Annotated in this window: 22 protein-coding genes; 11 read left to right on the forward strand and 11 right to left on the reverse strand. The window is 66.8% G+C overall.

From position 1 onward, the window contains the following. The first annotated feature begins 16 nt into the window (after positions 1–16). From MU582_08240 to MU582_08250, 3 genes are all read left to right on the forward strand, one after another. Positions 17–1,282, forward strand: coding sequence for a phosphatidylserine/phosphatidylglycerophosphate/cardiolipin synthase family protein (locus MU582_08240; protein UPK76611.1), 1,266 nt, complete (start codon positions 17–19; stop codon positions 1,280–1,282). 107 nt (positions 1,283–1,389) lie between these two features. Beyond that, entirely contained in the window at positions 1,390–1,842 is a 453-nt protein-coding gene (locus tag MU582_08245; protein ID UPK76612.1) for a hypothetical protein, read from the forward strand. 83 nt (positions 1,843–1,925) lie between these two features. After that, positions 1,926–2,813 (forward strand): serine/threonine protein kinase, encoded by an 888-nt coding sequence (locus tag MU582_08250; GenBank protein UPK76613.1) that lies wholly within the window; start codon positions 1,926–1,928, stop codon positions 2,811–2,813. A 78-nt stretch (positions 2,814–2,891) separates the two neighbouring features. On the opposite strand, the gene MU582_08255 is transcribed toward MU582_08250, so the two are convergent. From MU582_08255 to MU582_08265, 3 genes are read right to left on the reverse strand one after another with little or no spacing between them, the layout of a single operon-like run. Next, positions 2,892–3,566 (reverse strand): response regulator transcription factor, encoded by a 675-nt coding sequence (locus MU582_08255; GenBank protein UPK76614.1) that lies wholly within the window; start codon positions 3,564–3,566, stop codon positions 2,892–2,894. Between the two features lie 5 nt (positions 3,567–3,571). Next, positions 3,572–4,996: a HAMP domain-containing histidine kinase gene (locus MU582_08260; protein UPK76615.1), complete on the reverse strand. Its 1,425-nt coding sequence runs from the start codon at positions 4,994–4,996 to the stop codon at positions 3,572–3,574. Positions 4,997–5,055: 59 nt separating this feature from the next. After that, complete coding sequence (locus MU582_08265) at positions 5,056–5,472, reverse strand: hypothetical protein (GenBank protein UPK76616.1); 417 nt, start codon at positions 5,470–5,472, stop codon at positions 5,056–5,058. Between the two features lie 121 nt (positions 5,473–5,593). Between MU582_08265 and MU582_08270 the strand changes: the two genes are divergently transcribed. Then, positions 5,594–6,544 (forward strand): bifunctional riboflavin kinase/FAD synthetase, encoded by a 951-nt coding sequence (locus MU582_08270; GenBank protein UPK76617.1) that lies wholly within the window; start codon positions 5,594–5,596, stop codon positions 6,542–6,544. Positions 6,545–6,621: 77 nt separating this feature from the next. On the opposite strand, the gene MU582_08275 is transcribed toward MU582_08270, so the two are convergent. Both MU582_08275 and MU582_08280 read right to left on the reverse strand, forming a co-directional pair. After that, positions 6,622–7,608 carry an SGNH/GDSL hydrolase family protein gene (locus MU582_08275; protein UPK76618.1) on the reverse strand — a complete coding sequence of 329 codons (987 nt, stop codon included), beginning with the start codon at positions 7,606–7,608 and terminating at the stop codon, positions 6,622–6,624. Between the two features lie 163 nt (positions 7,609–7,771). Then, entirely contained in the window at positions 7,772–9,925 is a 2,154-nt protein-coding gene (locus tag MU582_08280) for an MMPL family transporter (GenBank protein UPK76619.1), read from the reverse strand. 70 nt (positions 9,926–9,995) lie between these two features. Between MU582_08280 and MU582_08285 the strand changes: the two genes are divergently transcribed. Continuing rightward, positions 9,996–10,346, forward strand: coding sequence for a PadR family transcriptional regulator (locus MU582_08285; protein UPK76620.1), 351 nt, complete (start codon positions 9,996–9,998; stop codon positions 10,344–10,346). A 4-nt stretch (positions 10,347–10,350) separates the two neighbouring features. On the opposite strand, the gene MU582_08290 is transcribed toward MU582_08285, so the two are convergent. The 4 genes from MU582_08290 to MU582_08305 form a co-directional block, all read right to left on the reverse strand. Beyond that, positions 10,351–11,007 (reverse strand): permease prefix domain 1-containing protein, encoded by a 657-nt coding sequence (locus tag MU582_08290; GenBank protein ID UPK76621.1) that lies wholly within the window; start codon positions 11,005–11,007, stop codon positions 10,351–10,353. 94 nt (positions 11,008–11,101) lie between these two features. Further along, on the reverse strand, positions 11,102–12,016 hold the full coding sequence (locus MU582_08295) for an SGNH/GDSL hydrolase family protein (protein UPK76622.1): 915 nt from the start codon (positions 12,014–12,016) through the stop codon (positions 11,102–11,104). After that, positions 12,013–12,516 carry a GtrA family protein gene (locus MU582_08300; protein UPK76623.1) on the reverse strand — a complete coding sequence of 168 codons (504 nt, stop codon included), beginning with the start codon at positions 12,514–12,516 and terminating at the stop codon, positions 12,013–12,015. The genes MU582_08295 and MU582_08300 overlap by 4 nt, the downstream gene beginning before the upstream one ends. A gap of 210 nt (positions 12,517–12,726) precedes the next feature. Further along, positions 12,727–14,115 (reverse strand): beta-lactamase family protein, encoded by a 1,389-nt coding sequence (locus tag MU582_08305; GenBank protein UPK76624.1) that lies wholly within the window; start codon positions 14,113–14,115, stop codon positions 12,727–12,729. A gap of 201 nt (positions 14,116–14,316) precedes the next feature. Here MU582_08305 and rpsO point away from each other — a divergent pair, with 201 nt between their 5' ends. The 3 genes from rpsO (at position 14,317) to MU582_08320 (ending at position 18,473) form a co-directional block, all read left to right on the forward strand. After that, the gene (gene rpsO / locus MU582_08310) at positions 14,317–14,619 is read left to right on the forward strand and encodes a 30S ribosomal protein S15 (GenBank protein ID UPK76625.1); all 303 of its coding nucleotides are present in this window, start codon (positions 14,317–14,319) and stop codon (positions 14,617–14,619) included. Positions 14,620–14,889: 270 nt separating this feature from the next. Next, positions 14,890–17,139 (forward strand): polyribonucleotide nucleotidyltransferase, encoded by a 2,250-nt coding sequence (locus tag MU582_08315; protein UPK76626.1) that lies wholly within the window; start codon positions 14,890–14,892, stop codon positions 17,137–17,139. Further along, positions 17,136–18,473: an insulinase family protein gene (locus MU582_08320; GenBank protein UPK76627.1), complete on the forward strand. Its 1,338-nt coding sequence runs from the start codon at positions 17,136–17,138 to the stop codon at positions 18,471–18,473. The genes MU582_08315 and MU582_08320 overlap by 4 nt, the downstream gene beginning before the upstream one ends. Positions 18,474–18,531: 58 nt before the next feature. Here the strand turns inward: MU582_08320 and MU582_08325 are convergent, their stop codons facing one another. Both MU582_08325 and MU582_08330 read right to left on the reverse strand, forming a co-directional pair. Beyond that, positions 18,532–19,020 carry a hypothetical protein gene (locus MU582_08325; GenBank protein ID UPK76628.1) on the reverse strand — a complete coding sequence of 163 codons (489 nt, stop codon included), beginning with the start codon at positions 19,018–19,020 and terminating at the stop codon, positions 18,532–18,534. Next, complete coding sequence (locus MU582_08330; GenBank protein ID UPK76629.1) at positions 19,017–19,190, reverse strand: hypothetical protein; 174 nt, start codon at positions 19,188–19,190, stop codon at positions 19,017–19,019. Before MU582_08330 ends, MU582_08325 begins: the two co-directional genes overlap by 4 nt. 129 nt (positions 19,191–19,319) lie before the next feature. Between MU582_08330 and kynA the strand changes: the two genes are divergently transcribed. The 3 genes from kynA to MU582_08345 all read left to right on the forward strand — a co-directional run bounded on the left by kynA (position 19,320) and on the right by MU582_08345 (position 23,215). Then, positions 19,320–20,162, forward strand: a complete 843-nt coding sequence (gene kynA, locus MU582_08335; GenBank protein UPK76630.1) for a tryptophan 2,3-dioxygenase — start codon at positions 19,320–19,322, stop codon at positions 20,160–20,162. 34 nt (positions 20,163–20,196) lie between these two features. Continuing rightward, positions 20,197–21,408 carry a kynureninase gene (gene kynU / locus MU582_08340; protein UPK76631.1) on the forward strand — a complete coding sequence of 404 codons (1,212 nt, stop codon included), beginning with the start codon at positions 20,197–20,199 and terminating at the stop codon, positions 21,406–21,408. Between the two features lie 166 nt (positions 21,409–21,574). Further along, complete coding sequence (locus MU582_08345) at positions 21,575–23,215, forward strand: M4 family metallopeptidase (GenBank protein UPK76632.1); 1,641 nt, start codon at positions 21,575–21,577, stop codon at positions 23,213–23,215. The last annotated feature ends 7 nt before the right edge of the window (positions 23,216–23,222 follow it).

Here is a 23,222-nt window from a genome sequence, read left to right on the forward strand (position 1 = left end):
GACGTAGATTGTGCTCATGTCAACGGGGCACAACTCACGCAGACGCAGCGCGATCCGCGCGTTGCGAAAGGCATTCCGGCGCGGTCTGCTGGCGATGTTCGTCACCCAGCTCGCCATCATCATCTCGCTCATCGGAATCGACAACTGGCGTAAGCGCATCCGGCCGCGCAAGGTGCGTTTTCCCAGGACCGCACCCGCCGACATCGAGGTCGGTAGCTCCCAAGCCACCACGTTCACCTACGGCGAGGATCTGTACGACGACATGCTCGCGTCGATCCGCGCCGCCAAGAGCCGGATCCTGTTCGAGTCGTACATCTGGAAAGGCGACGAGGTCGGCCGCGAGTTCAAACAAGCGCTGATCGAGGCGTCCGAACGCGGAGTCGAGGTCCACGTGATCTACGACGGGTTTGCCAACCTCGTCGTTCCCCGTTCGTTCCTCTCCTTTCCGCCGGCGATCCACGTACTGCGCTATCCGCTGTTCCGCCCCGGCCTGTTGATGTTGAACGTACGAAAGTCCGGCCGCGACCACCGCAAGATCCTCGTCGTCGACGGCGAGATCGCGTACGTGGGCGGCTACAACATCGGGGCGACGTACGCGACCGACTGGCGCGACACGCATATCAAGTTCCGCGGGCCTTCGGCGTGGGACTTCGAGAACGCCTTCGTCGACTTCTGGAACATGCAGCGCGCCGACGGGCTGCCGCTGCTCGCCGATGAAGGTGCGCGTACGTGGGAGCCGCACATCCGTACGCATCGCAATGTGCCCGGTTTGCTGGTCTTCCCGATCCGCGGGATGTACCTCGAGGCGATCGACCGAGCGCGCGAGCACATCTACATCACCCAGGCGTACTTCATCCCCGATCGCGAGATCCTCGCGGCGCTGCTGGCGGCGGCCCGGCGCGGGGTCGACGTGCGGGTACTCGTACCCGAGACGTCCAACCACGTCGTCGCAGACTGGATGTCGCGGGGGTTCTACTCGACCTTGCTGCGCGGGGGCATCTCGATCTGGCTGTACGAGAATGCGATGGTGCACGCGAAGACCGCGACGATCGACGGCAAGTGGACCACGATCGGCACGGCGAACATCGACCGGTTGAGCCTCACGGGCAACTACGAGATCAACGTCGAGGTGTTCGACGAGGGCCTTGCCGAGCAGATGGAGAAGGTGTTCTTCGCCGACAGCTCGAACGCTCGGCGGCTGTCGATCGAGGAGTGGGACCGCCGCGCGATCGCGGCGAAGTTCAGCGAAACCGTGCTCGCACCGTTGCGCCCACTGCTGTAATCACCGTCACGCCGAAGATGAGAGCCGTCTCATGGATGGCTCATGGCCGTCTCACCGCTGCCGCGCATTGTTGATCCCGTAATCGACAAGAAGCGAAGGGGAGACCCATGAAGAAGCTGATCCAGTCCGGCATTGTCGGTGTTGCGGTGGCCGTGGGCGCCGGTGCGCTCGTCACGGGCGTTGCATCGTCCTCGAACGCCGACGCCAAGGACGCCGCGTACGCCAAGCGCGACGACGACAACACTTCCGTGGTGTTCGTCGCCGACGATGATGACGACGATGACGACGACGGCCTGCGGGACAAGTCGAGGTCGAAGAACACGAAGTCGAAGAACTCGAGGAACACCCGCTCGAAGAACTCGCGCGGCACGAAGCATTCGCGCAACAGCGCGAAGAGCCGCGACAAGACCAACAGCCGCAAGAGCCGGGTCAGCCGTGACGGGGAGAAGAGCCGCGCCGACAAGACGCGTGACTGGACCCGCGACGGCAAGGGCAAGAAGAAGCGCGACTGGAGTGTCAATCACACCAACGATCGCAGCAAGAACGACACGCGTCGCTGACGCGCACCGATCGTCGGGCGGGGCTCCCAACCTCGCGGAGCCCCCGCCCGGCGTCGTTCGTACCGATCCTCAGGAGGTTCTTGATGAGCGACAGTGAGTGGGGCTTCGAGCCCGGCGACCAGATCGTGCCGGATCTGATCGCGCAGAACCTGCTCGGCGGCGGCGAGGCGTACGAGGCGTACCTCGCGTTCGACGAGGTGCTCTTCACGCCCGTCGTCGTCAAGGTCGTACGCCCCGATCAGGTCGACAGCGAGTCGACGTTGCGCGGGCTGCGGCGAGAGATCGCTGCATTGGATCGGCTCGAGCATCCGGCGGTCGTACGGTACTTCCACGCCGACGCCGACTACGAGCGCCCGTACGTCGCGCTGGAGAACATCGACGGTCCGAACCTGTCGTCGCTGATCCGCCGGCACGGCGCGTTGCCGGTGCAGCAACTGCTCCCGCTCGGGCTCGAGCTCGCGTCTGCGCTGCATTACCTGCGGCAGCGCGACGTCGTACACCTCGATGTGAAGCCCAGCAACGTGATCATGGGCGCGCCCGCGCGGTTGATCGACCTGAGCGTCGCCCGCTCCGAGCAGGCGGCGGCGGAGCTGACGTACCCCATCGGCACCGACGACTACATGGCTCCCGAACAAGCCGACCCACAGAACTCCGGTACGCCCGGTTTTGCATCCGATATGTGGGGTCTCGGCGCGACGATGTTCCACGCTGCCGCCGGATACCGCGCGTTCGACGTCGGGTCGGGCGACGACGATGCGCCGGTCGAGCAGCGCTTCCGGCAGCTGGTCGACGATCCGTACGACTTTCCTGAATCAGTCGACCCCGTCGTCGCCAAGCTCATCTTGCCGTGCCTTGAACAGAACCCCACGAATCGCCCGACGCCGCGTGAGTTCGCCGAGGCGCTCGAACCGCTGCTCGCGGCGATGCCGAAGGCCCGGCTGTCCGGTTTCAAGGTCTCCCTCACCCGCTGACCAACAACGCTGACACGTGAGAAATACCCCGCTGACACGCTAGAACTACCCGCGTGTCAGCGGGGTACTTCTCACGTGTCAGCGTTCACCGGGGTCGAGGCGGTAACCCATCCCGCGCACCGTCACGATCGCGTCGCTGCCGAGCTTCTTGCGTAGGTAGCCGACGTACACGTCGACGACGTTGGAGCCGGGGTCGAAGTCGTATCCCCACACATGCGACAGCAGCTGCTCACGGGAGAGCACCTGACCCGAGTTGCGCAGGAACACCTCGGCCAGCTTGAACTCCCGCGCCGAGAGCTCCACCAGTTCGCCGTCGACCGTCGCCTCGCGAGTACGAAGATCGAGGCGGATCGGGCCGGCCGTCAGTTCGTCGTCGACGGTCGCCGCGGCGCTTGTCTCGCGCAACCGCAGACGTACGCGGGCCCGAAGCTCATCGAAGCGGAACGGCTTCGGCATGTAGTCGGCGGCGCCCCCCTCGAGCGCTGCGACCGTGTCGCTCACCGAGTCGCGCGCCGTCAGCACGATGACCGGCAGCGTCGCGCGTTCGGTCTGTAGCCGGCGAAGCACCTCGTAGCCGTCCATCCCCGGGAGCCCGATATCGAGCACGATCAGGTCGAACTCGCCCGTGAGCGCGTAGTCGAGCCCGGTGATGCCGTCTTCCGCGACGGTCGTCGTGAAACCGTCGGCCTTGAGGCCCTTCGCGAGGAAGGACGCGATGCGGGGTTCGTCCTCGACGATCAGGATCCGGCTCATCTCTCTCAATCTCTCGCATTCGCATCGATGGGTACGACGATTCGCAAGGTGGCGCCGATGGGCGGGTCGTCGAGCTGTACGTACCCGCCATGCGCCTCCGCGATGGCCGAGACGATCGACAGGCCGAGGCCGAATCCGTCGTCGCGGGTGGTGTCACTGCCGCGGCGGAACCGCTGGAAGATCCGGTCGCGGTCCTCCGGCGCGATGCCGGGACCCGTATCGCGTACCCAGAACTCCGCACTCCCGTCGCGTAGGCGGGCACCGATCGCGATCAGGTCGTCGTCTTCGGTGTGGCGTACGGCGTTGTGCGCAAGCTGCAGTAGCGCTTGGGTGATGCGTTGGCCGTCGAGGCGCACCGATGCGTCGGGGCAGGCATCGATCTTCCAGTTGCGTTCGCCCAGCGCACGGCACTTCTCGAGGACACTGCCTATGAGGTCCTTCAGATCGGCATCGCTCGGCTGGATGAAATCGGGTCGCTGAGACTTCGCCAGCATCAGGATGTCTTCGACCAGGCGGGTCATCCGGGCGATCTCGTCGAGCAGCAGCTCACGGGTCTGCTCGATCTCGGCGGCGTCGTTCGGATCGGTGAGCTCGAGGTGGCCTTGCAGGACGGTCAACGGCGTACGCAGCTCGTGGCCGGCGTCGTCGAGCAGCTGTCGTTGGGTCTGGAACGCCCACTCGATCCGGTCCAGCATGTCGTTGACCGTGACGGTCAGCTCGGTGAGGTCGTTGTTGCCCATGACCTCCATCCGCCTCGACAGGTCTCCCTGGGCGATCTGCTGCGCGGTGGACTGCATCCGGCGCACGGGTCGCAGCAGGCGACCGGTCAGCGCGAACGCGATCAGCGTGACGATCAGCCACGCGATGCCGGCGACGATGCCGAACGTACGCATCACGTCGTACAGCTCGCCGCGTTCGCGGTCGATGAGGTGGACGACGACGAACGCGCCCTCCTCGTCTGCGTCGCTCGCCGGTTGGACCATCACGATCGCCCTGCCCAGCGGGCTGTCGATGGTCTCGGTGCCGCCGCCCGCGCGAGTGAGCCGTGCGACCGTGTCCTTGAACTCGGCTCGCTCGCCGAAGGGCCTGGCCTCGTCGCGCAGACCGGGCCCGCCGAGGTAACGGCCTTGATGGCCCGACAGCGTCGCGAAGATCATCTCGTTGCCCTCCGGCACATTGCGAGACATGAAGGTCTCCATCAGCCGGTAGATGCTGGTGAACCGCTTACCGGTCGCCGGGTCCTCGCCGCGGCTCGCCAGAGTCTTGAACTCCTCGACCTCCTGCTCCATCGACGCCGTGACCTCACGGTCGAGACGACGCATCTCCACCACATACGCGGACACACCGGCGAGTACGAGCGCGAGCGCGGTGAGCAGTGCGACGACGATCGTGATGCGTGCGCGCACCGTCAGCGTCTTGAGTCTGCTCATGAGGCCCTCGAAGGTCGGTGATCTGCTGCGACCGTATCGCGGTACGCGACGAGTTCGGCTCAGTCATCGCCGCCGTCGTCATCCCCGTCATCGTCGTCGTCATCATCATCGTCGTACGTGCCGGGGCTCGGGTTGACCGGCGTCCAGTCATCGTCGTCGTCATCGTCTCGACCGCGTCCAGGGCCAGAGTCGTCGCGGTCGTCATCGCCGCGGTCGTCCTTACCGGAGCTGCCCCGGTTGTCCTTGCCCTTGCCCGGGTTGTTGCCCTTGTCCCGGTCGCTCTTTTGCTCACCAGAGCCAGCCGAGTCGTCCGGGGTCTTCTGCGTGTCGGAATCGTCCGCCGGGCGTACGACGACCGGATCGTCGACCTTCGGATCGGGGCCGCCGGTCGAGACGGCTCGTGCGACGGCGAATCCGCCGACAGCGGCGATCGCGACGACGGCGGCGACGAGGAGCAACTTACGTACTGCGGGCATGTCCCCAGCGTGTCAGGTCGGAGTCAGCATCCGATGAGATGCGAATGAGAAGCCTCTCATGTTCAGCCCGCGGGCGACATGGGAGAGTTGTGCTCGCAACATCTGGAGAGGAGATTCGCGGGTGACGGTGTGGCGCTCGATCGAGGAGGTCGACCTCGAAGACCGGCCCAGCGTGGTGACCATCGGCAACTTCGACGGCGTACACCTGGGCCATCGGCACGTGCTTCGGCGCGCCCATGAGGTCGCTGCCGACAGTCCGGCCGATGCGTCCGTCGTGGCCGTGACGTTCGATCCGCATCCGATGCAGGTGATCGCTCCATCGAGAGTTCCCGCGCGGCTGACGAGCATCGACGTACGCGTACGCCTGCTTGCGGCGGCCGGGGCCGATCACGTGCTGGTGCTTCCGTTCGACCGCGATATGTCGCAGTGGAGCCCAGAGGAGTTCGTCGACCGGGTCGTCGTGAAGGCCCTGCGCGCGGCCGCGGTCGTCGTCGGCGAGAACTTCCGGTTCGGCTCGAAGGCCGCCGGTGATGTTGCGTTCCTACGCGAACAGGGTGCCGCAAAGGGCTTCACAGTCGAGGGTCTCGCGCTCGACGGTGACGAGCAGCCGTGGTCATCGACGTACGTACGCTCACTCGTTGCGTCCGGCGATGTCGCCGCCGCGGCTCAGGTGCTCGGTCGCTTCCACGGCGTCGACGGTGTCGTCGTCGAGGGCGACAAGCGGGGGCGCGAGCTCGGCTTCCCGACGGCAAACATCCCGGCGTCGAACGCCGTTGCCGTACCCGACGACGGAGTCTACGCGGGGTGGCTGCGAGTCGACGGCGTGAAGGACGCCTTGCCGGCCGCGATCAGCGTCGGCACCAACCCGACCTTCGACGGCATCGACCGGCGCGTCGAATCGTACGTACTCGACCGCGACGACCTGGAGCTGTACGGCGTTCACGTCGAGGCGCTCTTCGTCGACCGAGTACGCGGCCAGGTCGCGTTCGACGGACGTGCGGCCCTGATCGAGCAGATGCACCGTGACGTAGCCGACGTACGACGCCTGCTCGCCGCCGCCCCCACCCCCTGAGCGGGACGTTCGCGCGGCGACACACAGGTGTGTCGCACTCGTACGTCCCGCTCAGGGGGCGGCAGGTCAGGCGGAGGTCAGGGGAGGAGTCGCACGAGCCGCTTCACAACGGCGCGGTTCGCAGTCGGTGCACCCGTGTCGTACGGCTTGACCCGTGCGGGTGCCTTCTCGCCGGTCAATTGGCGGTACGTCTGCTTGGCGATGCCGACCATGCCCTTTGCGAACGGGTGGAAACTCATCGCCCGCAGTAGGTCGATCTGCTTGCCGTTGACCCACGCGACGCCGCTCCCGCAGGCGTCGTGTCCGACGGAGGCGGGGTACATGTTGATGTACGTCGCGTCGTTGCGCGTGGCCCCGAGTCGCAGGGACTTGTTCAACCTGCGCTGCAGCTTGTTGCCCCATGCGTAGTCGCCGTCGGCGAACGGGATGGCGTCGCAGGTACCGATCGGCGGCAGAATCCGCAGGTAGCCGACGACGGCCACCTTTGCGTTCGGCGCATGCTTGTGGATCGCGCGGACGCTGCGCGCGATGTGTCCGCGGATGCGAGTCGCGTCGCGGAATTTCGTGTCGACGCCCTTCTTGGTGAACTTCTTCTTGCAGGGAGAGCCCTTGGGGTTCTGGTCGCGGACGGCGGTGCAGTCGGAGAGCAGGCTGCCGAACAGCTCGAAGTCGTTGCCCCCGATACCGAGCGTGACCAGATCGGTGTCCTTGCTGAGTGCGTCGAGCTGGCGCGCGTTCGTGCCGAGCGGCGTCTGCTGTGGCTTCCACAGGTGGCTGGAGTGTGCGGCGCTGCAACTGGCATCGGTGTACGTCTCGACGTCGAAGTACGAGGCGAGCAGAGCGGGGTAGTTGCGTGCGGATACGACGCAGCCGAGCGGGCGGTCGAGGCGGATCGGATGGATCAGCGGGCCGGCCGTGAACGAGTCGCCGAGTGCCACATAGTTGTCGTACTGCGTCTTGCGGGCGGCATCGTCAGGTTCGGCATTCGCACTCGTGGTGCCGGCGACGGTCGCGAGCAGCCCGACGAGCGCGGCCGCAACGGGTAGCCCCAGGGGTCTCCGCATCGGTGTGATCTCCCTCATGTGGATGAACGGTGACCGCAACCTACCAACGGGTAACCAGATGCGACAAGCAACGATGCTCAGTATCTGGACGATCGTCCCACTCGTCACGCAGAGCCGGACAGGTGTCACCCCCTCACACCTGTCCGGCTGGCCTCGGTCGGAGCTAACCGGCCGGGACCCGCTCCGGGGCCGGCGGCTCGACTCGTTCGGGGTTCTCCAGCTCCACCGTCGGTAGGGCACGATCGAGCCAGCGAGGCAGCCACCAGGCCGATCGGCCGAGGAGTCGCATGACTGCGGGAACGATCAGGCAGCGGATCACCAATGCGTCAAGCAGTACGACGACCGCGAGCCCAAGGCCCATCTGCTGCAGCATCCGGCTCGGGCTGGCGATGAAGGCGCCGAACACGACGATCATGATCGCGGCTGCGGCCGTGATGACGCCGCCGGTCGCCGCAAGGCCCTCGCGTACCGAATGGACGGCGTCGCGAGTACGCCGCCACTCCTCGTGCATGCGTGAGACGAGGAAGACCTCGTAGTCCATCGAGAGCCCGAACACGACCGCGAACATGATCACCGGCAGATACGCCTCGATCGGACCGGGCTGTGCGCCGAAGTGGCCGTCTCCGAACACGTACGTCATCACGCCGAGTGCGGCGCCGATGCTCAGCAGGTTCAGTGCCGCCGCCTTGAGTGGGATCAGGACGGATCGGAACACGGCCGTCAGGAGCACTGCCGAGACGGCGACGACCGCGGCGATGAACCAGGGGAGTCGCTCGCCGACGGCGTCGGCGAAGTCGATTGCGGCAGGAGTCGACCCGCCGATGCGGTACGTGCCGCCCGCATCATCGGAGACGCGCGGCAGGACGTCGTCGCGCAGGGTGTGCACTAGGTCGGTGGTCGCCTGATCCGCGGGTCCGGAGTCGGGGAAGACCAGCAGGGTCGAGGCGCCCTGCTCGTCCGTCGGGATCGGGCCGGCCACCCGTTCGACGCCGTCGGTCGTACGTAGCGTTTCTGCTGCGGCGCCGGCCGCGCGCTGGTCGGCTTCGGCAAGAACGATCAGCGGTCCGTTGGCGCCGTCGCCGAACCCGTCGGCCAGTAGGTCGTACGCCTGTCGGCTCGTCGAGTCGGGGGCGTCGGTGCCGGCGTCGGCGAATCCCAATCGCATATCGAGTGCCGGTAGTGCGAGCGCGATGAGCCCCGCGACCGAGACGACGAGTGCGGCGACCGGGCGGCGCTGCACGGCCGCCGCGAGCGACCGCCAACCGCTGCCGGGTGCGCGCTTCGACTTCGCGGCGCGCTTGCGTACGCTCTTCTCGATCCGTCGACCGAACAACGTCAACAGTGCAGGCAACAGCGTGATCGAGGCGACCATCGTCATCAGCACGGTGAGCGCGACCGCCAGCGCGAGACCCTGGATCGCTCCCATCCCGATCAACAGCAGGCCCAGTAGGGCGACGATGACCGTGCACCCTGCGAACAGCACCGACCGGCCGGCTGTGTCGAGGGCCGTACGCGCGGCCGCGGCTCGCGTGAAGCCGTGCAGCAACTCGGAGCGGTACCTCGAGAAGACCAACAGCGCGTAGTCGATGCCAACCCCGAGTCCGACCAGCATCATCATCGGCGCCGCATAGCTCGGGATCGTGGCCGCCTGCGATGCGAGGGCGATGATTCCGACGGAGGTGCCCACCGCGAAGATCGCGACTATGACCGGCAGAGAACCGGCGAGCAGCGATCCGAAGAGCGGAATGAGGATGATCAGCGCCGCGAGGATGCCGAGGCCTTCGGCAGCGCCGCCGCTTTCGCTCGCGTTGCGTACGGCGTCGCCGCCGAGCTCGACCTGCAGCCCGTCGCCGTCGGCTTCCTGTGCCGTGTCGATGATCGTTCGGACGTCGGTCGGGTCGGTCTCGCTCGGCTCGGTGTCGAGGCGTACGTCTGCGAAGGCGATTGTGCCGTCGGGTGAGACCGCGCCGTCGGCTGTGTAGGGGTCACTCACCTCGGACACCTGGGTGAGCGCGTCGACGTCGGCGAGCATCGTGGTCACCCGCGGCCGTATTTGCGACGAGGCGAGGCCGTCGTCGGCGTGCATGACGATCTGCACGGTGTCTGCGGACTCACGGGGGTTCTGGCTCTCGAGGGCGTCGGCGACCGCTTGCGACTCGGTACCGGGCAATGTGTTCTCGTCGCGGTAGTCGTTGCCGATCGAGACCGATGCTGCGGTGACGGCCACGAGGGCGATGGCCCACATTGCCAAGGCCCACCAGTGGTGGCGCTGGGACCAGGCGGCGAGCCGGACGAATCGACCCCGTTGCGTTGACATGCGTTCCCTCCGAATGTGTCGACTCCCAATATGTAAGCACACAACATATGGATTGTCTACGCATCCGATCTTGCGTAAGGTAGTTGATGTGAAGGCCGATGCGCTCCGTGGACAGATCGACGCGCTGATCCTCGCCAGCGTCGAGGATGAGCCGTTACACGGCTACGCGATCTCGGAGCGCATCGCGCGCCGGAGCGACGGCGAGCTCGATATGGCGACCGGTACGTTGTACCCGGCGCTGCGCCGGCTGGAGAAGGCGAAGCTGCTGCGCAGTACCTGGAGCACGGTCGGGGGACGGAAGCGACGTACGTACCAGCTCACGGCCGCCGGGCGACGCGCGCTGAGCGCCGAACGCGACTCCTGGAGACGACTGTCGGCAGTCGTCGAGGCCGTCCTGCGCCCGGCGAAGGGCGCCGGTTAGCGCACTATTCGGCTAGTCGTTGCACGACGTCGACACCGCGCAAGGCGCTGACGCACGCTGCCGTCAGCGCGGTCATGGGTGCCCAGGTCACCGCCGCGGCATAGGCGATGCCGACCAGAGTGGGTACGCCCGTCGCGACCATGGCCATCGCGGTGACGATGATCAGGACGCTGGACAGCGCGACGCTGGTGAGCGCGAGGCGCACGACCCAGTCGCGTACACCCAGGAACCGTGTGCCGATTCCGCAACCGACGACCGTGAGCAGGGCGAAGACCAGGGTGGCGGCGCCGACCGTTTCGACGTACGCGTCGAGGTACTCGAATACGCCACCGCGGGCGTCCGCGTACTGACCGTACGGCAGCGTTGCCCAGAACTCCCAGGCGAAGGGCTGCGCGACAATGGCGGCCAGCATCCAAAGCCCGACGCGCCGCGTCTGGCCGACGGACAAGATGGCTTGGTACGACGGTGCGACTTCCGGCAGCGTGCCGAAGTCGCGAACCGCCCGCTGCTCTGCCGCAGGCATCGTCATGCCCTCGTCGACATACGCGTCGGCAGCGTCGACAAGGTGGTCGCGGGCCTCTTGCAGCAGATCGTGCTTGGCACGCGCCGAACCATGCAGGGCGGCGCCGAGGTCGGCGACGTAGGTATCGACAGCGCTCACCCGACCATCGTCGCGCCCCGTACGACCCGGGACAAGTCGATTGGACCGATCTCAGGGCATCGTCAGGGACAACCCGGGACGGATCGCTCCGGTGTCAGCGCTGCAGCGCAGATCCGGTGATGCGCTTGTACGTCGCGTCGGCGATTCCGCGCATGCCCTTGCGGAACGGGTGATACGACGCGGCGCGATTGAGCTTGAGGTACTGCCCGTTGATCCAGGCTCGCTGGCCGTCGCACGCTGTGTGGCCGACCGAGGGCGGGTACATGCCGACGAACTTGGCGCCGTTCGCCTTCGCGGCGGTGCGCAACGACTTGTTCAGAGTCCGCTCGACGGAGTCGGCCCATTTGTAGTCGCCCTTGGCGAACGGCACGATCCTGCGGCAGTAGCTGCCGTCGACCGGAGCGATGCGAAGGTAGCCGACGACGACGATCTCGGCGTTCGGGGAACGATCGCGGATGTTCTTGATGGCACGCTCGATCCGCGGCTCGATGCGCTTGGCGTCGCGCTTCTTGAAGTCGATGCCCCTACGGTTGAACCACTTCTTGCACGGTGAGCCCTTGGGGTTCTTGTCGGCGAGCTCGGGGCATTTGGCGAGCACCGAACCGAACAATCCGTAGTCGTTGCCGCCGATGCCGAGCGTGACCAGATCTGTGTCGGCGGTGAGCGCGTCGAGCTGCGGGGCGTTCTCGCCGCCATTGATCGACTGCGGCTTACGTAGGTGCTTCGTACGCGCGCCCGAGCAGCTCGCATCGACGTACGAGTCGACGTCGAGCGCCTTCGCGACCATCGCGGGGTAGTTGTGCGTCGACCGAAGGCATCCGGCCGGGTCGTCGCGCATGTCGGGGATGAGGGGACCGGCGGTGTAGGAGTCGCCGAGCGCGACGTACTCGCCGTACGCGGGTGCCTGCTGCGGCTCTGCGCTGCCCGATGGTGCGGCGGCGAACGGAACGGTCGCGACCACGAGGGCGCTCACGAGCGCGCCGAGGCTGCGTAGGGACGGACGGGTCATGCGGACGGCTCCTTCTCGGCCGAGGGATCGGCGTCACCATACTCGCGGTCGGCTGGTTTCGTCCTGAACACGATCAACTTGTACGCCCAGTAGCGCGCGATCGTCGCCAGTAGTAACCCGATGACGTTGGCAGAGATGTTGTCGGCCATGACGGAGCTCTGGTCGAGGACGTATCGAGAGAACGCCAAGCAGAGCGACGGGATCGCGGTGGCTCCGACATTGACAAGTGCGAACCGGATGAACTCGGCGACGATCGTGTCGGAGTCGGCCGCATCGAACACCCACCAGCGGTTGCCCGCGAAACTGACGATCGTGCCGACCGCCATCGCGATGACGTACGCCTCGATCGGGTGATCGAGCAGGACGGGGCGCTCGCCGGTGTGCACCAGAAGGTTGAAGACGGCGATCGTGACGCCGGTGGAAACCAGCCCGATGACCGCGAAACGGAGCCCCTCTGGAAGCCTCCGGCGGTCTCCGACACCAACGTCCACTTCCACCATCGTGATAAAAGCGTACGCAACGGGTGGGTCGCTGCCCTCTACCGGCACCGGATCCGCGCGTGTTCGGGCCTGACGTTGCCCCGCGAAATACCACGGGCCCATAGCAAACCGCGCTACTCACCAGCAAACTTGCCCCCCTAGCGGCGTGGAATACCACGGGCCCATAGCAAACCGCGCGCAGTTTGCTATGGGCCCGTGGTAAACCGCGCCTCAGCGCGGCGCACGTACCCCGGCGGGAAGGGTGAAGTCGTCGAGTGGGGTCGCGGTGGTGGCGCTCGGGCCGCGAGTGCGGAGTACGCGGCCGTGCTCGTCGAACTCGTACCTGATCGGCTCGCTGTACGAACCGTAGCCGGACGTTTCAGCGATGCGCAGGGTCGTCTCGTCGACGACCTCGAGCCGGGTGACGTCCTCGACCGGGTCGGCGTCCGTCGGATCGACCAGATACAGCCGACCGCCGAGCAGGGCGACGTCCGCGACACCCCACAGCGTCGCGAACTGCCCGGTGAACCGCCGCAGGTCGGCACCGCTCGGGTCGGGCTCCGCCGCAGCGGCGAGGTCGATGAGTCGTACGCCCGCGTGCGCGAGCGTCTCCGACGGCCCGTCGATCGCGTTGGTGAACACCGAGACCGCGATGCGGCCGCTCGGATCCGCAACCGACGTCGTGATGTGGCCGGGGTATCCGCCGCCGTGTCCGATCGTCGACCGCTCGCCGACGCGCACCACCGCGAGCCCGTGCGCGTACTCGCGGTCACCTCTGCCCGTCTGCCAGACCGGATGCTGCATCTGGCGCTTCGACTGTTCATCGAGTAGCCGGTCGTCGCCCTCGAAGTGCGCGGAGAAGTACGTCACCGTGTCGGCCGCAGTCGAGTAGAAGCCGGTCGCCGAGGCCAATGCGCCGGTGTCGATGTGCTCGATCGGGACCCTCCGGTCGGAGTACGCCAGCGCGGTGTATCCCGTTGCGTAGTCGGCGCTGCGGGTCGGGTCGAGGTCGGTGCCGGTGTCGGGCAGGCCGAGCGGTTCGATCACCGCGCTGCGCAACAGCTGGTCGTACGAAAGCCCGCTCGCCGCCTCGAGGATCAACCCGAGTACGCCGTACCCGATGTTGGAGTACTTGAAGCGCTCGTTGCGCTCGATCACCGACGAAGCACTCGAACGAGCGATCTCTCGCAATTGGTCCCGGTCCGGAAACGCCCGCCGCAGCTGCCAGAAGTCGCCGTCGTCGCTGTCGCGGACAACGCCGCCACCGTGCGCGAGGAGCTCGCGAACCGTGACATCACCAAGAGGCGCGCCCGCGAGCTCGTCCACCCAGTCGCCGGCCCGGTCGTCGAGTCGTAGTGGTCCGCGCGCGACCAGCTGGAACACCGCCGTGCTGGTGAACGTCTTGGAATGCGATGCGATCCGGAACAGCGATCCGGTCGTCAGCGGCACCTCGTCATCGAGGTCGGCGTACCCGTACGCGGTGGACAGTGCGAGGTCACGGTCGACGAGTACGGCCGCCTGCACGCCGGGCACTCGCAGATAGCGTCGCCGGTACTCGAGCCAGCTGTCGTAGTACGCCATCGCCTCGCGGACGGCGGGCGGATCCGGCACAGTCGGCATGAGTCCTCGCTGTCGTACAGTGGCCGCGGTAGACCGACGCCATGATGGCAGTTGCGTGGCCCGTTGCACGCGATGGTGCCGATTAGGGGCGCCCGCGCTCGGCTGATAGCCTGACAGGTGCCGTATAGCGGCCACGGATATCAGAGTGCCCGGGTGAACAGGCCCCGGCGCGCCGTGCAACGAATCCTCGAAGGGACAATAGTGGCGACGAAGACTGCCAAGAAGAAGGTCAGCGCTTCGGTGACCGAGGCGACCAAGGCCGAGATCATCAAGGAGTACGCGACGAGCGACGGCGACACGGGGTCCCCCGAGGTCCAGATCGCTCTGCTGACCAAGCGCATCACCGGTCTCACCGAGCACCTCAAGCAGCACAAGCACGACCACCACAGCCGTCGTGGTCTGCTGCTGCTCGTCGGCCAGCGCCGGCGACTGCTGAACTACCTGCAGAACACCGAGATCGACCGCTACCGCAGCCTGATCGACAGGCTCGGCCTGCGCCGTTGACGCCGACGAGAGCGGCCCTGTCGCATGACAGCGGCCGCTCTTGTACGTAACAACTACATAGATCCAACGACCATGGAGCAGTTGGCTGTCCGTCCGGCATGCTCGGTCCTCGGTAGTGGCCCTCGGGAGGGCATCTCCCACCCGCAGGCCTCGATCGAAGACCGGCGCCGACCCCGATGCCAGCACTGACATCGGCGTGAACGCGACGCCGACCGCGGCAGCACTGCTCCGCGATCGCACACCAGATTCGTGTGCAGAGAGGGGTTTCCCATGGAGGGACCCGACATCACCTTCGCCGAAACAGTCATCGACAACGGCTCGTTCGGCACCCGCAAGATCCGCTTCGAGACCGGTCGGCTGGCTCAGCAGGCCGCCGGTGCGGTCTCCGCGTACCTCGACGACGACACGATGCTGCTGTCGACCACCGCGGCCGGCAAGCATCCGAAGGACCACTTCGACTTCTTCCCGCTGACGGTCGACGTCGAGGAGCGGATGTACGCCGCGGGCCGCATCCCCGGCTCGTTCTTCCGCCGCGAGGGCCGTCCCAGCGAGGACGCCATCCTCACCTGCCGGCTGATCGACCGCCCGCTGCGCCCCACTTTCAAGAAGGGCCTGCGTAACGAGGTCCAGGTCGTCATCACGGTGATGGCGCTCAACCCCGACGTCGCGTACGACGTGCTCGCCATCAACGCCGCGTCGGCTTCGACGCAGATCTCCGGCCTCCCGTTCACGGGTCCCGTCGGCGGTGTCCGGGTCGCCCTGATCGGTGACCAGTGGGTTGCGTTCCCGACGCACAGCCAGCTCGAGGAGTCCGTGTTCGACATGGTCGTCGCGGGCCGCATCGCCGAACAGCCCGACGGCTCCAGCGACGTCGCGATCATGATGGTCGAGGCAGAGTCCACCGAGTCGACCTGGGAGCTCGTCCGCGGTGGCGCGACCGCTCCGACCGAGGGCGTCGTGGCCGACGGCCTCGAGGCAGCGAAGGTCTTCATCCGCCAGCTCTGCGAGGCGCAGGCTGCACTCGCCGAGAAGGCCGCGAAGCCGGTCCAGGAGTTCCCGATCTTCCTCGACTACGAGGACGACGCGTTCAACGCGGTCGACAACGCGGTGCGCAGTGATCTCGCGCAGGCGCTGACGATCGCCGACAAGCAGGAGCGCGAGTCGCGTCTCGACGAGGTCAAGGCAGCGGCCATCGACAAGCTCGGTGCCGAGTTCGAGGGCCGCGAGAAGGAGCTGGGTGCTTCCATCCGGGCGCTCACCAAGACCCTCGTCCGCGAGCGGGTGCTCCGCGACAAGGTACGTATCGACGGGCGCGGCCTGGCCGATATTCGTACCCTCTCGGCCGAGGTCGGCGTGCTCCCGCGCGTGCACGGCTCGGCGCTGTTCGAGCGTGGCGAGACCCAGATCCTCGGTGTCACGACCCTGAACATGCTCGGCCTCGAGCAGAAGCTCGACACGCTGTCGCCGGAGAAGACCCGGCGCTACATGCACAACTACAACTTCCCGCCGTACTCGACCGGTGAAACCGGCCGGGTCGGTTCGCCGAAGCGTCGCGAGGTCGGCCACGGTGCGCTCGCCGGCCGGGCACTGCTGCCCGTGCTGCCCTCGCGCGAGGAGTTCCCGTACGCCATCCGGCAGGTCTCCGAGGCGCTCAGCTCCAACGGCTCGACGTCGATGGGTTCGGTCTGCGCCTCCACGATGGGTCTGCTCAACGCCGGTGTGCCGCTGCGCGCGCCGGTCGCCGGCATCGCGATGGGCCTCATCTCCGGTGAGGTCGACGGCAAACCCGCGTACGTCACGCTGACCGACATCCTCGGCGCCGAAGACGCCTTCGGCGACATGGACTTCAAGGTCGCGGGCACCCGCGAGTTCGTCACCGCGCTGCAGCTCGACACGAAGCTCGACGGCATCCCGGCCGACGTGCTCGCCGGCGCGCTCAGCCAGGCGCACGACGCCCGCCTGACGATCCTCGACGTGATGAGCGAGGCCATCGACGGGCCCGACGAGATGTCGCTGTACGCGCCGCGGATCATCACATTGCGCGTACCCGTCGACAAGATCGGTGAGGTCATCGGCCCGAAGGGCAAGGTGATCAACCAGATCCAGGACGACACCGGTGCGGAGATCTCGATCGAGGACGACGGCACGATCTATGTCGGCGCCGACAACGGCGAGGCCGCGGAAGCCGCCCGTACCGCGATCAACGCGATCGCCAATCCGACGATGCCCGAGGTCGGCGAGCGCTACCTCGGCACGGTCGTCAAGACGACGAACTTCGGTGCGTTCGTCTCGCTGCTGCCCGGCAAGGACGGCCTGCTGCACATCAGCAAGCTGCGCGCGCTGAACAACAACCAGCGCGTCGAGTCCGTCGAGGACGTCGTCTCGGTCGGCCAGAAGGTCCAGGTCGAGATCGGCGAGATCGACGACCGCGGCAAGCTCTCGCTCGTCCCGGTGATCGAGGATGCTGAGTCTGACGCTTCGGGCAGCGACGAGGAGAGCGCGTCTTCGGACGACGAGTGACACCTATCGCGCTCGCGCCCGACCAGGCGCCCGGCACCACGCGTACCGTCTTCGGTGAGGACGACGGCGGCCTTGTCCGCCGCACCGTCCTCCCGGGCGGGCTGCGCGTGGTGACCGAGGCGATGCCGGGCGTACGCTCCGCGACGATCGGCATGTGGGTCGGCGTCGGGTCTCGCGACGAGACGCCGACCCTCGCCGGTGCATCGCACTTCCTCGAGCACCTGCTGTTCAAGGGCACCCCGAGCCGGTCTGCCGTCGACATCTCCGCCGGGCTCGAAGCGGTCGGCGGCGAGATGAACGCCTACACCGCACGTGAGCACACCTGCTACCACGCGCGGGTGATCGACACCGACCTGCCGCTCGCGATCGACGTTCTCTCCGACATGATCACCAGCTCCCGGCTGGCTGCCGACGACGTCGAGGCCGAGCGTGGCGTGATCCTCGAAGAGATCGCGATGAACGACGACGATCCCGACGACGTCGTGCACAATCTCATCGTCGCGCAGTCGTGGCGCGGCTCGCGGCTGGCCGCACCGGTCGCCGGCGACCCCGACACCGTGACGACGCTGACCCGCCGCCAGATCGCGGGCTACTACCGTCGTCGCTACCAACCGTCGTCCATCGTCGTGGCCGTCGCCGGCAACGTCGACCATGCAGCGGTCGTACGCCGAGTGCGCAAGGCGTTCGAGTCCGCGGGCGCGCTCGACGATCCGGCGGGGACACCAGCGCCGCCCCGACGCGGCGGCCGCGCCGTCACGTTCACCGGCGGCGTGTCCGTGCTCGAACGCGCAACGGAGCAGGCGAACGTCGTGCTCGGTCTTGCCGGGCTCCGGCGCGGCGACGAACGACGACACGCATTGGGCGTACTCAACGTCGCTATGGGCGGCGGCATGTCGTCACGGCTCTTCCAGGAGGTACGCGAGAAGCGTGCCCTCGCGTACTCGGTCTACTCGTTCACCAACCAGTACGCCGATGCGGGCATGGTCGGCGTGTACGCCGGATGTGCCCCGAACAAGATCGACGACGTACTCGACGTGTGTCGTACCGAGCTCGCCAACATCGCCGCGCACGGGCTGACCGCCGATGAGCTGGCTCGTGGCAAAGGGCAGCTGCGCGGCGGCCTCGTACTCGGGCTCGAGGATCCCGCCTCACGGATGGCGCGCATCGGCAAGGCCGATCTGCTGCACGGCGAGATCGCCAGCATCGACGGCCTGCTCGAGTCCATCGACGCCGTCACTCTCGACGACGTACGTGAGGTTGCCGGCGACCTGCTGGCGACCGAGCCGGCGCTCGCAGTGGTCGGACCGTTCGACGATCCGTCCCGCTTCGCCTGACGTCCCGCTAGGCGAAGTTCGGTGCGTAGTCGTTGGTGTTGCGACCGAACACCAACGACTACGCGCCGAACTCCGGTTCATCGGTAGCGGGATTTGACGGTACGGAGCACGCCGTCGGCGTGCGCCAGTCGGTCGAGAACGGTCGCCCACGGGTGAGGGTCACAACCGTGACCAGGCACATGATCGCGGCGGCGACGAGCCCGTACGCAAGACCGCCGAAGGGTCCTCCGGCGAAGAGCGCCGCACTCACCAGCAGCGAACCGACCGTAGCGGCACACTCCAGTACGACGACGTCGATCCGAGTCGTTCCGCTGTCACGTCGCCGGGACAGGTAGTGCGCGCCCGGAACCAGGATCAGCGGCCACAACGCCCACGCCACCGCTGCCAGCCCGATGGCCCTTCGTACGCCGACGTCGAAGTCGCCGACCAGACCGAGCCCAACGGCCACAACCGCAGTAACGATCGCCATCGGCAATCGGATGATCGCGACGACGACGTACGCCACCGCCATCGAGCCGAACGTCGGTGTCGCGCTCTCGCTTGTCATGGTCGGTCCTCATCGTCGCCGCGTCCGAGTTCCTTGCGCAATCGTTGGATTTGCCGCTTAACATCAACGACCAACCCGGATCCGAGCAGCAGGAACGGTGATCCAAGAATGCCACCGAACGCGACGAACAGCAGTTGGCCGCCGATACCCAACTTCTCGTCGGTTGGCATCTGAGATTCCTATCATCGAGTGGCCTCTTGTGCAGAGTGTTACGAGGTGACGGCCGGATCTCGTTGCCCCGAATCGAGAGACGTTCTGACTGATCCATCACGCCAGATGACACCTGATAGACAGGGGGCATGAGCGAGAACTACCGCCCGATCGAGGAGGGCGTCGAGACCGATCTGCGTTCGCAGCTGACGTACGCGAGCTACCTCGACCTCGATCGGTTGCTCGGCGCCCAGCATCCGGTGTCGGGTCACCACGACGAGATGCTGTTCATCGTGCAGCATCAGGTCACCGAGCTGTGGCTGAAGCAGCTCATCCATGAGCTTCGCTCGGCGATCGCGCTGATCGCGGCCGATGACCTGCCGCCGGCGCTGAAGCGGCTTGCTCGCATCAAGCACATCCAGCGGCAGATGTTCGAGCAGTGGTCGGTGCTGGAGACGCTCACCCCGATCGAGTACGCGCAGTTCCGCGACTCCCTCGGCCATGCGTCCGGGTTCCAGTCGCTGCAGTACCGCACGGTGGAGTTCCTGCTCGGCAACAAGACGCCCGGTATGACGAAGGTCTTCGAGCACGATCCCGAAGGCCATGCTCGGTTGGAGGCCGATCTCGCGGCGCCGAGCCTGTACGAGGAGTTCCTCCGCTATCTGCGGCGCCAGGGTTTCGCCGTGCCGCCAGAGGTGGCCGAACGCGACTTCAGCCGTCCGTACGCCGCGAACGACGGGGTGACGGCGGTGTTCAAGACCATCTATGACGCGCCCGACGAACACTGGCAGGCGTACGAGGCCTGTGAGGAGCTGGTCGACGTCGAGGAGAGCTTCCAGCTCTGGCGGTTCCGGCATCTCAAGACGGTCGAGCGGGTGATCGGGCACAAGCGAGGCACGGGCGGATCGAGTGGGGTCGGATTCCTCAAGCGGGCTCTCGACCTGACGTTCTTCCCCGAGCTGTTGGCGGTTCGCACCCAGATCGGCACGTGAGCGCGACTACCATGTGCTCGGCCCAGGAGGTGGCATGACGCTCAGTTACCAGGATGCGCTCGCGCGCGACGAGGCAGACCCGCTCGGTGGGTTCCGTGACGCATTCCATCGGCTCGACGATCCGGTCGCGTACCTCGACGGCAACTCGCTCGGGCGCCCGCCGAAGGCGACGGTCGCGCGGATGAAGGAGGCCGTCGAGCGCGAGTGGGGTGAGCGACTCATCCGCGGCTGGGAGGAAGGCTGGGCCGATCGCGCGGAGCAGATCGGCGACCAGCTCGCGGCGACGTGTCTCGGTGCGGCTCGCGGTCAGACCGTCGTCACCGACACGACGTCGGTCAACATCTACAAGGTCGTGTACGCGGCGTGCGATCTGCAGGGCGGTCGCGACGAGATCGTCATCGACGATGCGAACTTCCCGACCGATCGCTACCTCGTCGAGAGCATCGCGCGCGCCCGCGGACTCTACGTACGCTGGCTGAGCCCCGACCCGGTCGCCGGCGTCACCGACCGCGACCTGGCCGCGGCGCTCGGACCGAAGACCGCGGTCGTCGTCCTCAGCCACGTCGACTACCGCTCGGGCGCCATCGCAGACCTGCCCGGTCTGACCGCGCTCGCCCACGACGCCGGAGCGCTCGTTGTGTGGGACGTCTGTCACTCGGTCGGCGTACTCCCGATCGAACTGGATCGCCACGGTGTCGACTTCGCCGTCGGCTGCACCTACAAGTACCTCAACGCCGGCCCCGGGGCACCCGCTTTCATCTACGTCGCACAACGGCTGCTCGCAGACGTACGCCAGCCGATCCCGGGCTGGTGGAGTGCGCGCGATGTGTTCGCCATGGCAGATACGTACGAGCCGGCGATCGGTGCGCGACGGATGCTGAGCGGTACGCCCGGCATCCTCGCCATGATCGGGGTCGAGGAGGGCGTCCGGCTGGTGGGTCAGGCCGGCATCGGAGCGATCCGGGCGAAGGCCGCCGACCTCACCGGCGTGTGCATCGCCCTGGTCGACGACTGGCTGGCGCCGCGTGGCTACGCCGTCGTCTCGCCGCGTGATGCGGCCAAGCGCGGCGGACACGTGAGCATCCAAGGTCCCGGGGCACGCAAGGTGCGCGACAAGATGGTCGCCGCCAGTGTCATCCCGGACTTCCGCAACCCCGACACGATCCGACTCGGCCTGTCGCCGCTGTCGACCTCGTACGCGGAGCTGTGGCAGTCGATGGATGTGATCCGCGGCATCGTGTCCTGACCGCGAGCCCCTGCGCCGTCAGAGGTACCGGCCGGTAACACCGTGCTGCCAGAGTTCGAGCCGACCCCTCATTTTGTATCTATCACGCACCGGTACAAACCTATTGGAGCTATGCGCGATAGATACAAAATGCGCCCGCCCGTCCCGTCGGTGAAAGGACTCTCCGATGAAACGACTCTGCCTGGGTGCTGCCGGCTCGCTGATCGCGGCCGGTCTCATCCTGCCCACCACGGCCGCGAACGCCAACGCCGCGAACGCGGCACCGTCCGACTCCGGCGACATCCGAAGCGTCGCCACCGACAGTTCCATCGCGCGCGACGCACTCGACGCCCTCGCGCAACACTCGGGCAAGGCCCGGCTGTCGAGCAACGACCGCTATCGGGCGACCGATGCGCTCATCGGTCCGTCGGGTGACCGGCACGTACGTGTCGACCGCTTCTACCGTGGCCTGCCGGTGATCGGCGGCGACATGGTCGTGCACCAGAGCCAGCGTGGCAGGTGGCAGGGGCTCAGCTCCACGCTGCGCCAGGTCGTCGACGTACGGGTGAGACCGCAGGTCGAGCGCAGGGCCGCAGTTTCCGCAGCCAAGAGCTTCGTACGTGCGGAGAAGATCCGTCGGGTGCACCTGCACGGCAAGCGCCGTCTCGTCGTCGATGCACGGGAGTCGGCTCCGCGGCTCGCCTGGGAGGTACGCACGACCGGCGTGCAGAGCAACGGCGTGCCGAGCTACCGCTTCACCTACGTCGACGCCCGTACCGGTGAGGCGATTCGCTCCGAGGAGCAGAACCGGACAGCAGAGGACGGCGAAGGTACAGGCCTGTACTCCGGCACCGTTCCGCTGACCACTAGGAAGTCCGGCGACCAGTACGAGCTGCTCGACCCGACCCGCGGTGGTACGCGCACCGAAGACAAGATGAACAAGATGGACCTGCTGTGCATCCCGTTCCTCGGCTGCCTCATCCCGACGCCGGGCGACAAGGTCATGGACGACGACAACACGTGGGGTGACGGCACTCCTGAGAACCGGCAGTCCGCAGCGGTCGACGCTCAGTACGCGGCGGCGGCGACCTGGGACTACTTCCGTGACGTACACAACCGGCACGGTGTCGCCGATGATGGCAAGGGCGGCTACAGCCGCGTGCACTACGGGAACGGTTACAACAACGCGTTCTTCAGCAAGCTGTGCAACTGCATGACGTACGGCGGCGGCGACGGTGAGACCACCGGATCGTTCGCGACGCTCGACGTCGGCGCGCACGAGTTCGCCCACGGCGTCACGAGCAGTTCGGCGAACCTGACGTACTCGGGCGAGTCAGGCGGGCTCAACGAGGCGACCAGCGACATCTTCGCGACGCTCGTCGACTTCCACGCCAACGCCGACGAGGCCAACTACAACATGGGTGAAGACGTCATGTTGGACGGCACTCCGCTGCGCTGGATGGACGATCCGGCTCGGGACGAGAAGTCGGCCAGTTGCTACACGCCGGATGTCGGCGACCTCAACGTCCACTACTCGTCGGGTGTCGGCAACCACTTCTTCTACCTGCTGGCCGAAGGCTCGGGCAAGAAGACGATCAACGGCGTCGACTACGACTCGCCGACCTGTGACGGGTCGACCGTCGAGGGCATCGGCATCGAGAAGGCCGGCGATATCTGGTACCTCGCCCTTACCGGCTTCATGACGTCCGACACGAACTACGCAGACGGACGCCAGGCGACGATCGACGCGGCCAGCGAGCTGTACGGCGCCGACAGCGCCGAGGTCAAGGCCGTCGAGGCGGCGTGGACGGCGGTGGGCGTCGGCTGACGTCACC

Source organism: Nocardioidaceae bacterium SCSIO 66511 (assembly GCA_023100825.1).
Lineage (GTDB): Bacteria > Actinomycetota > Actinomycetes > Propionibacteriales > Nocardioidaceae > Solicola.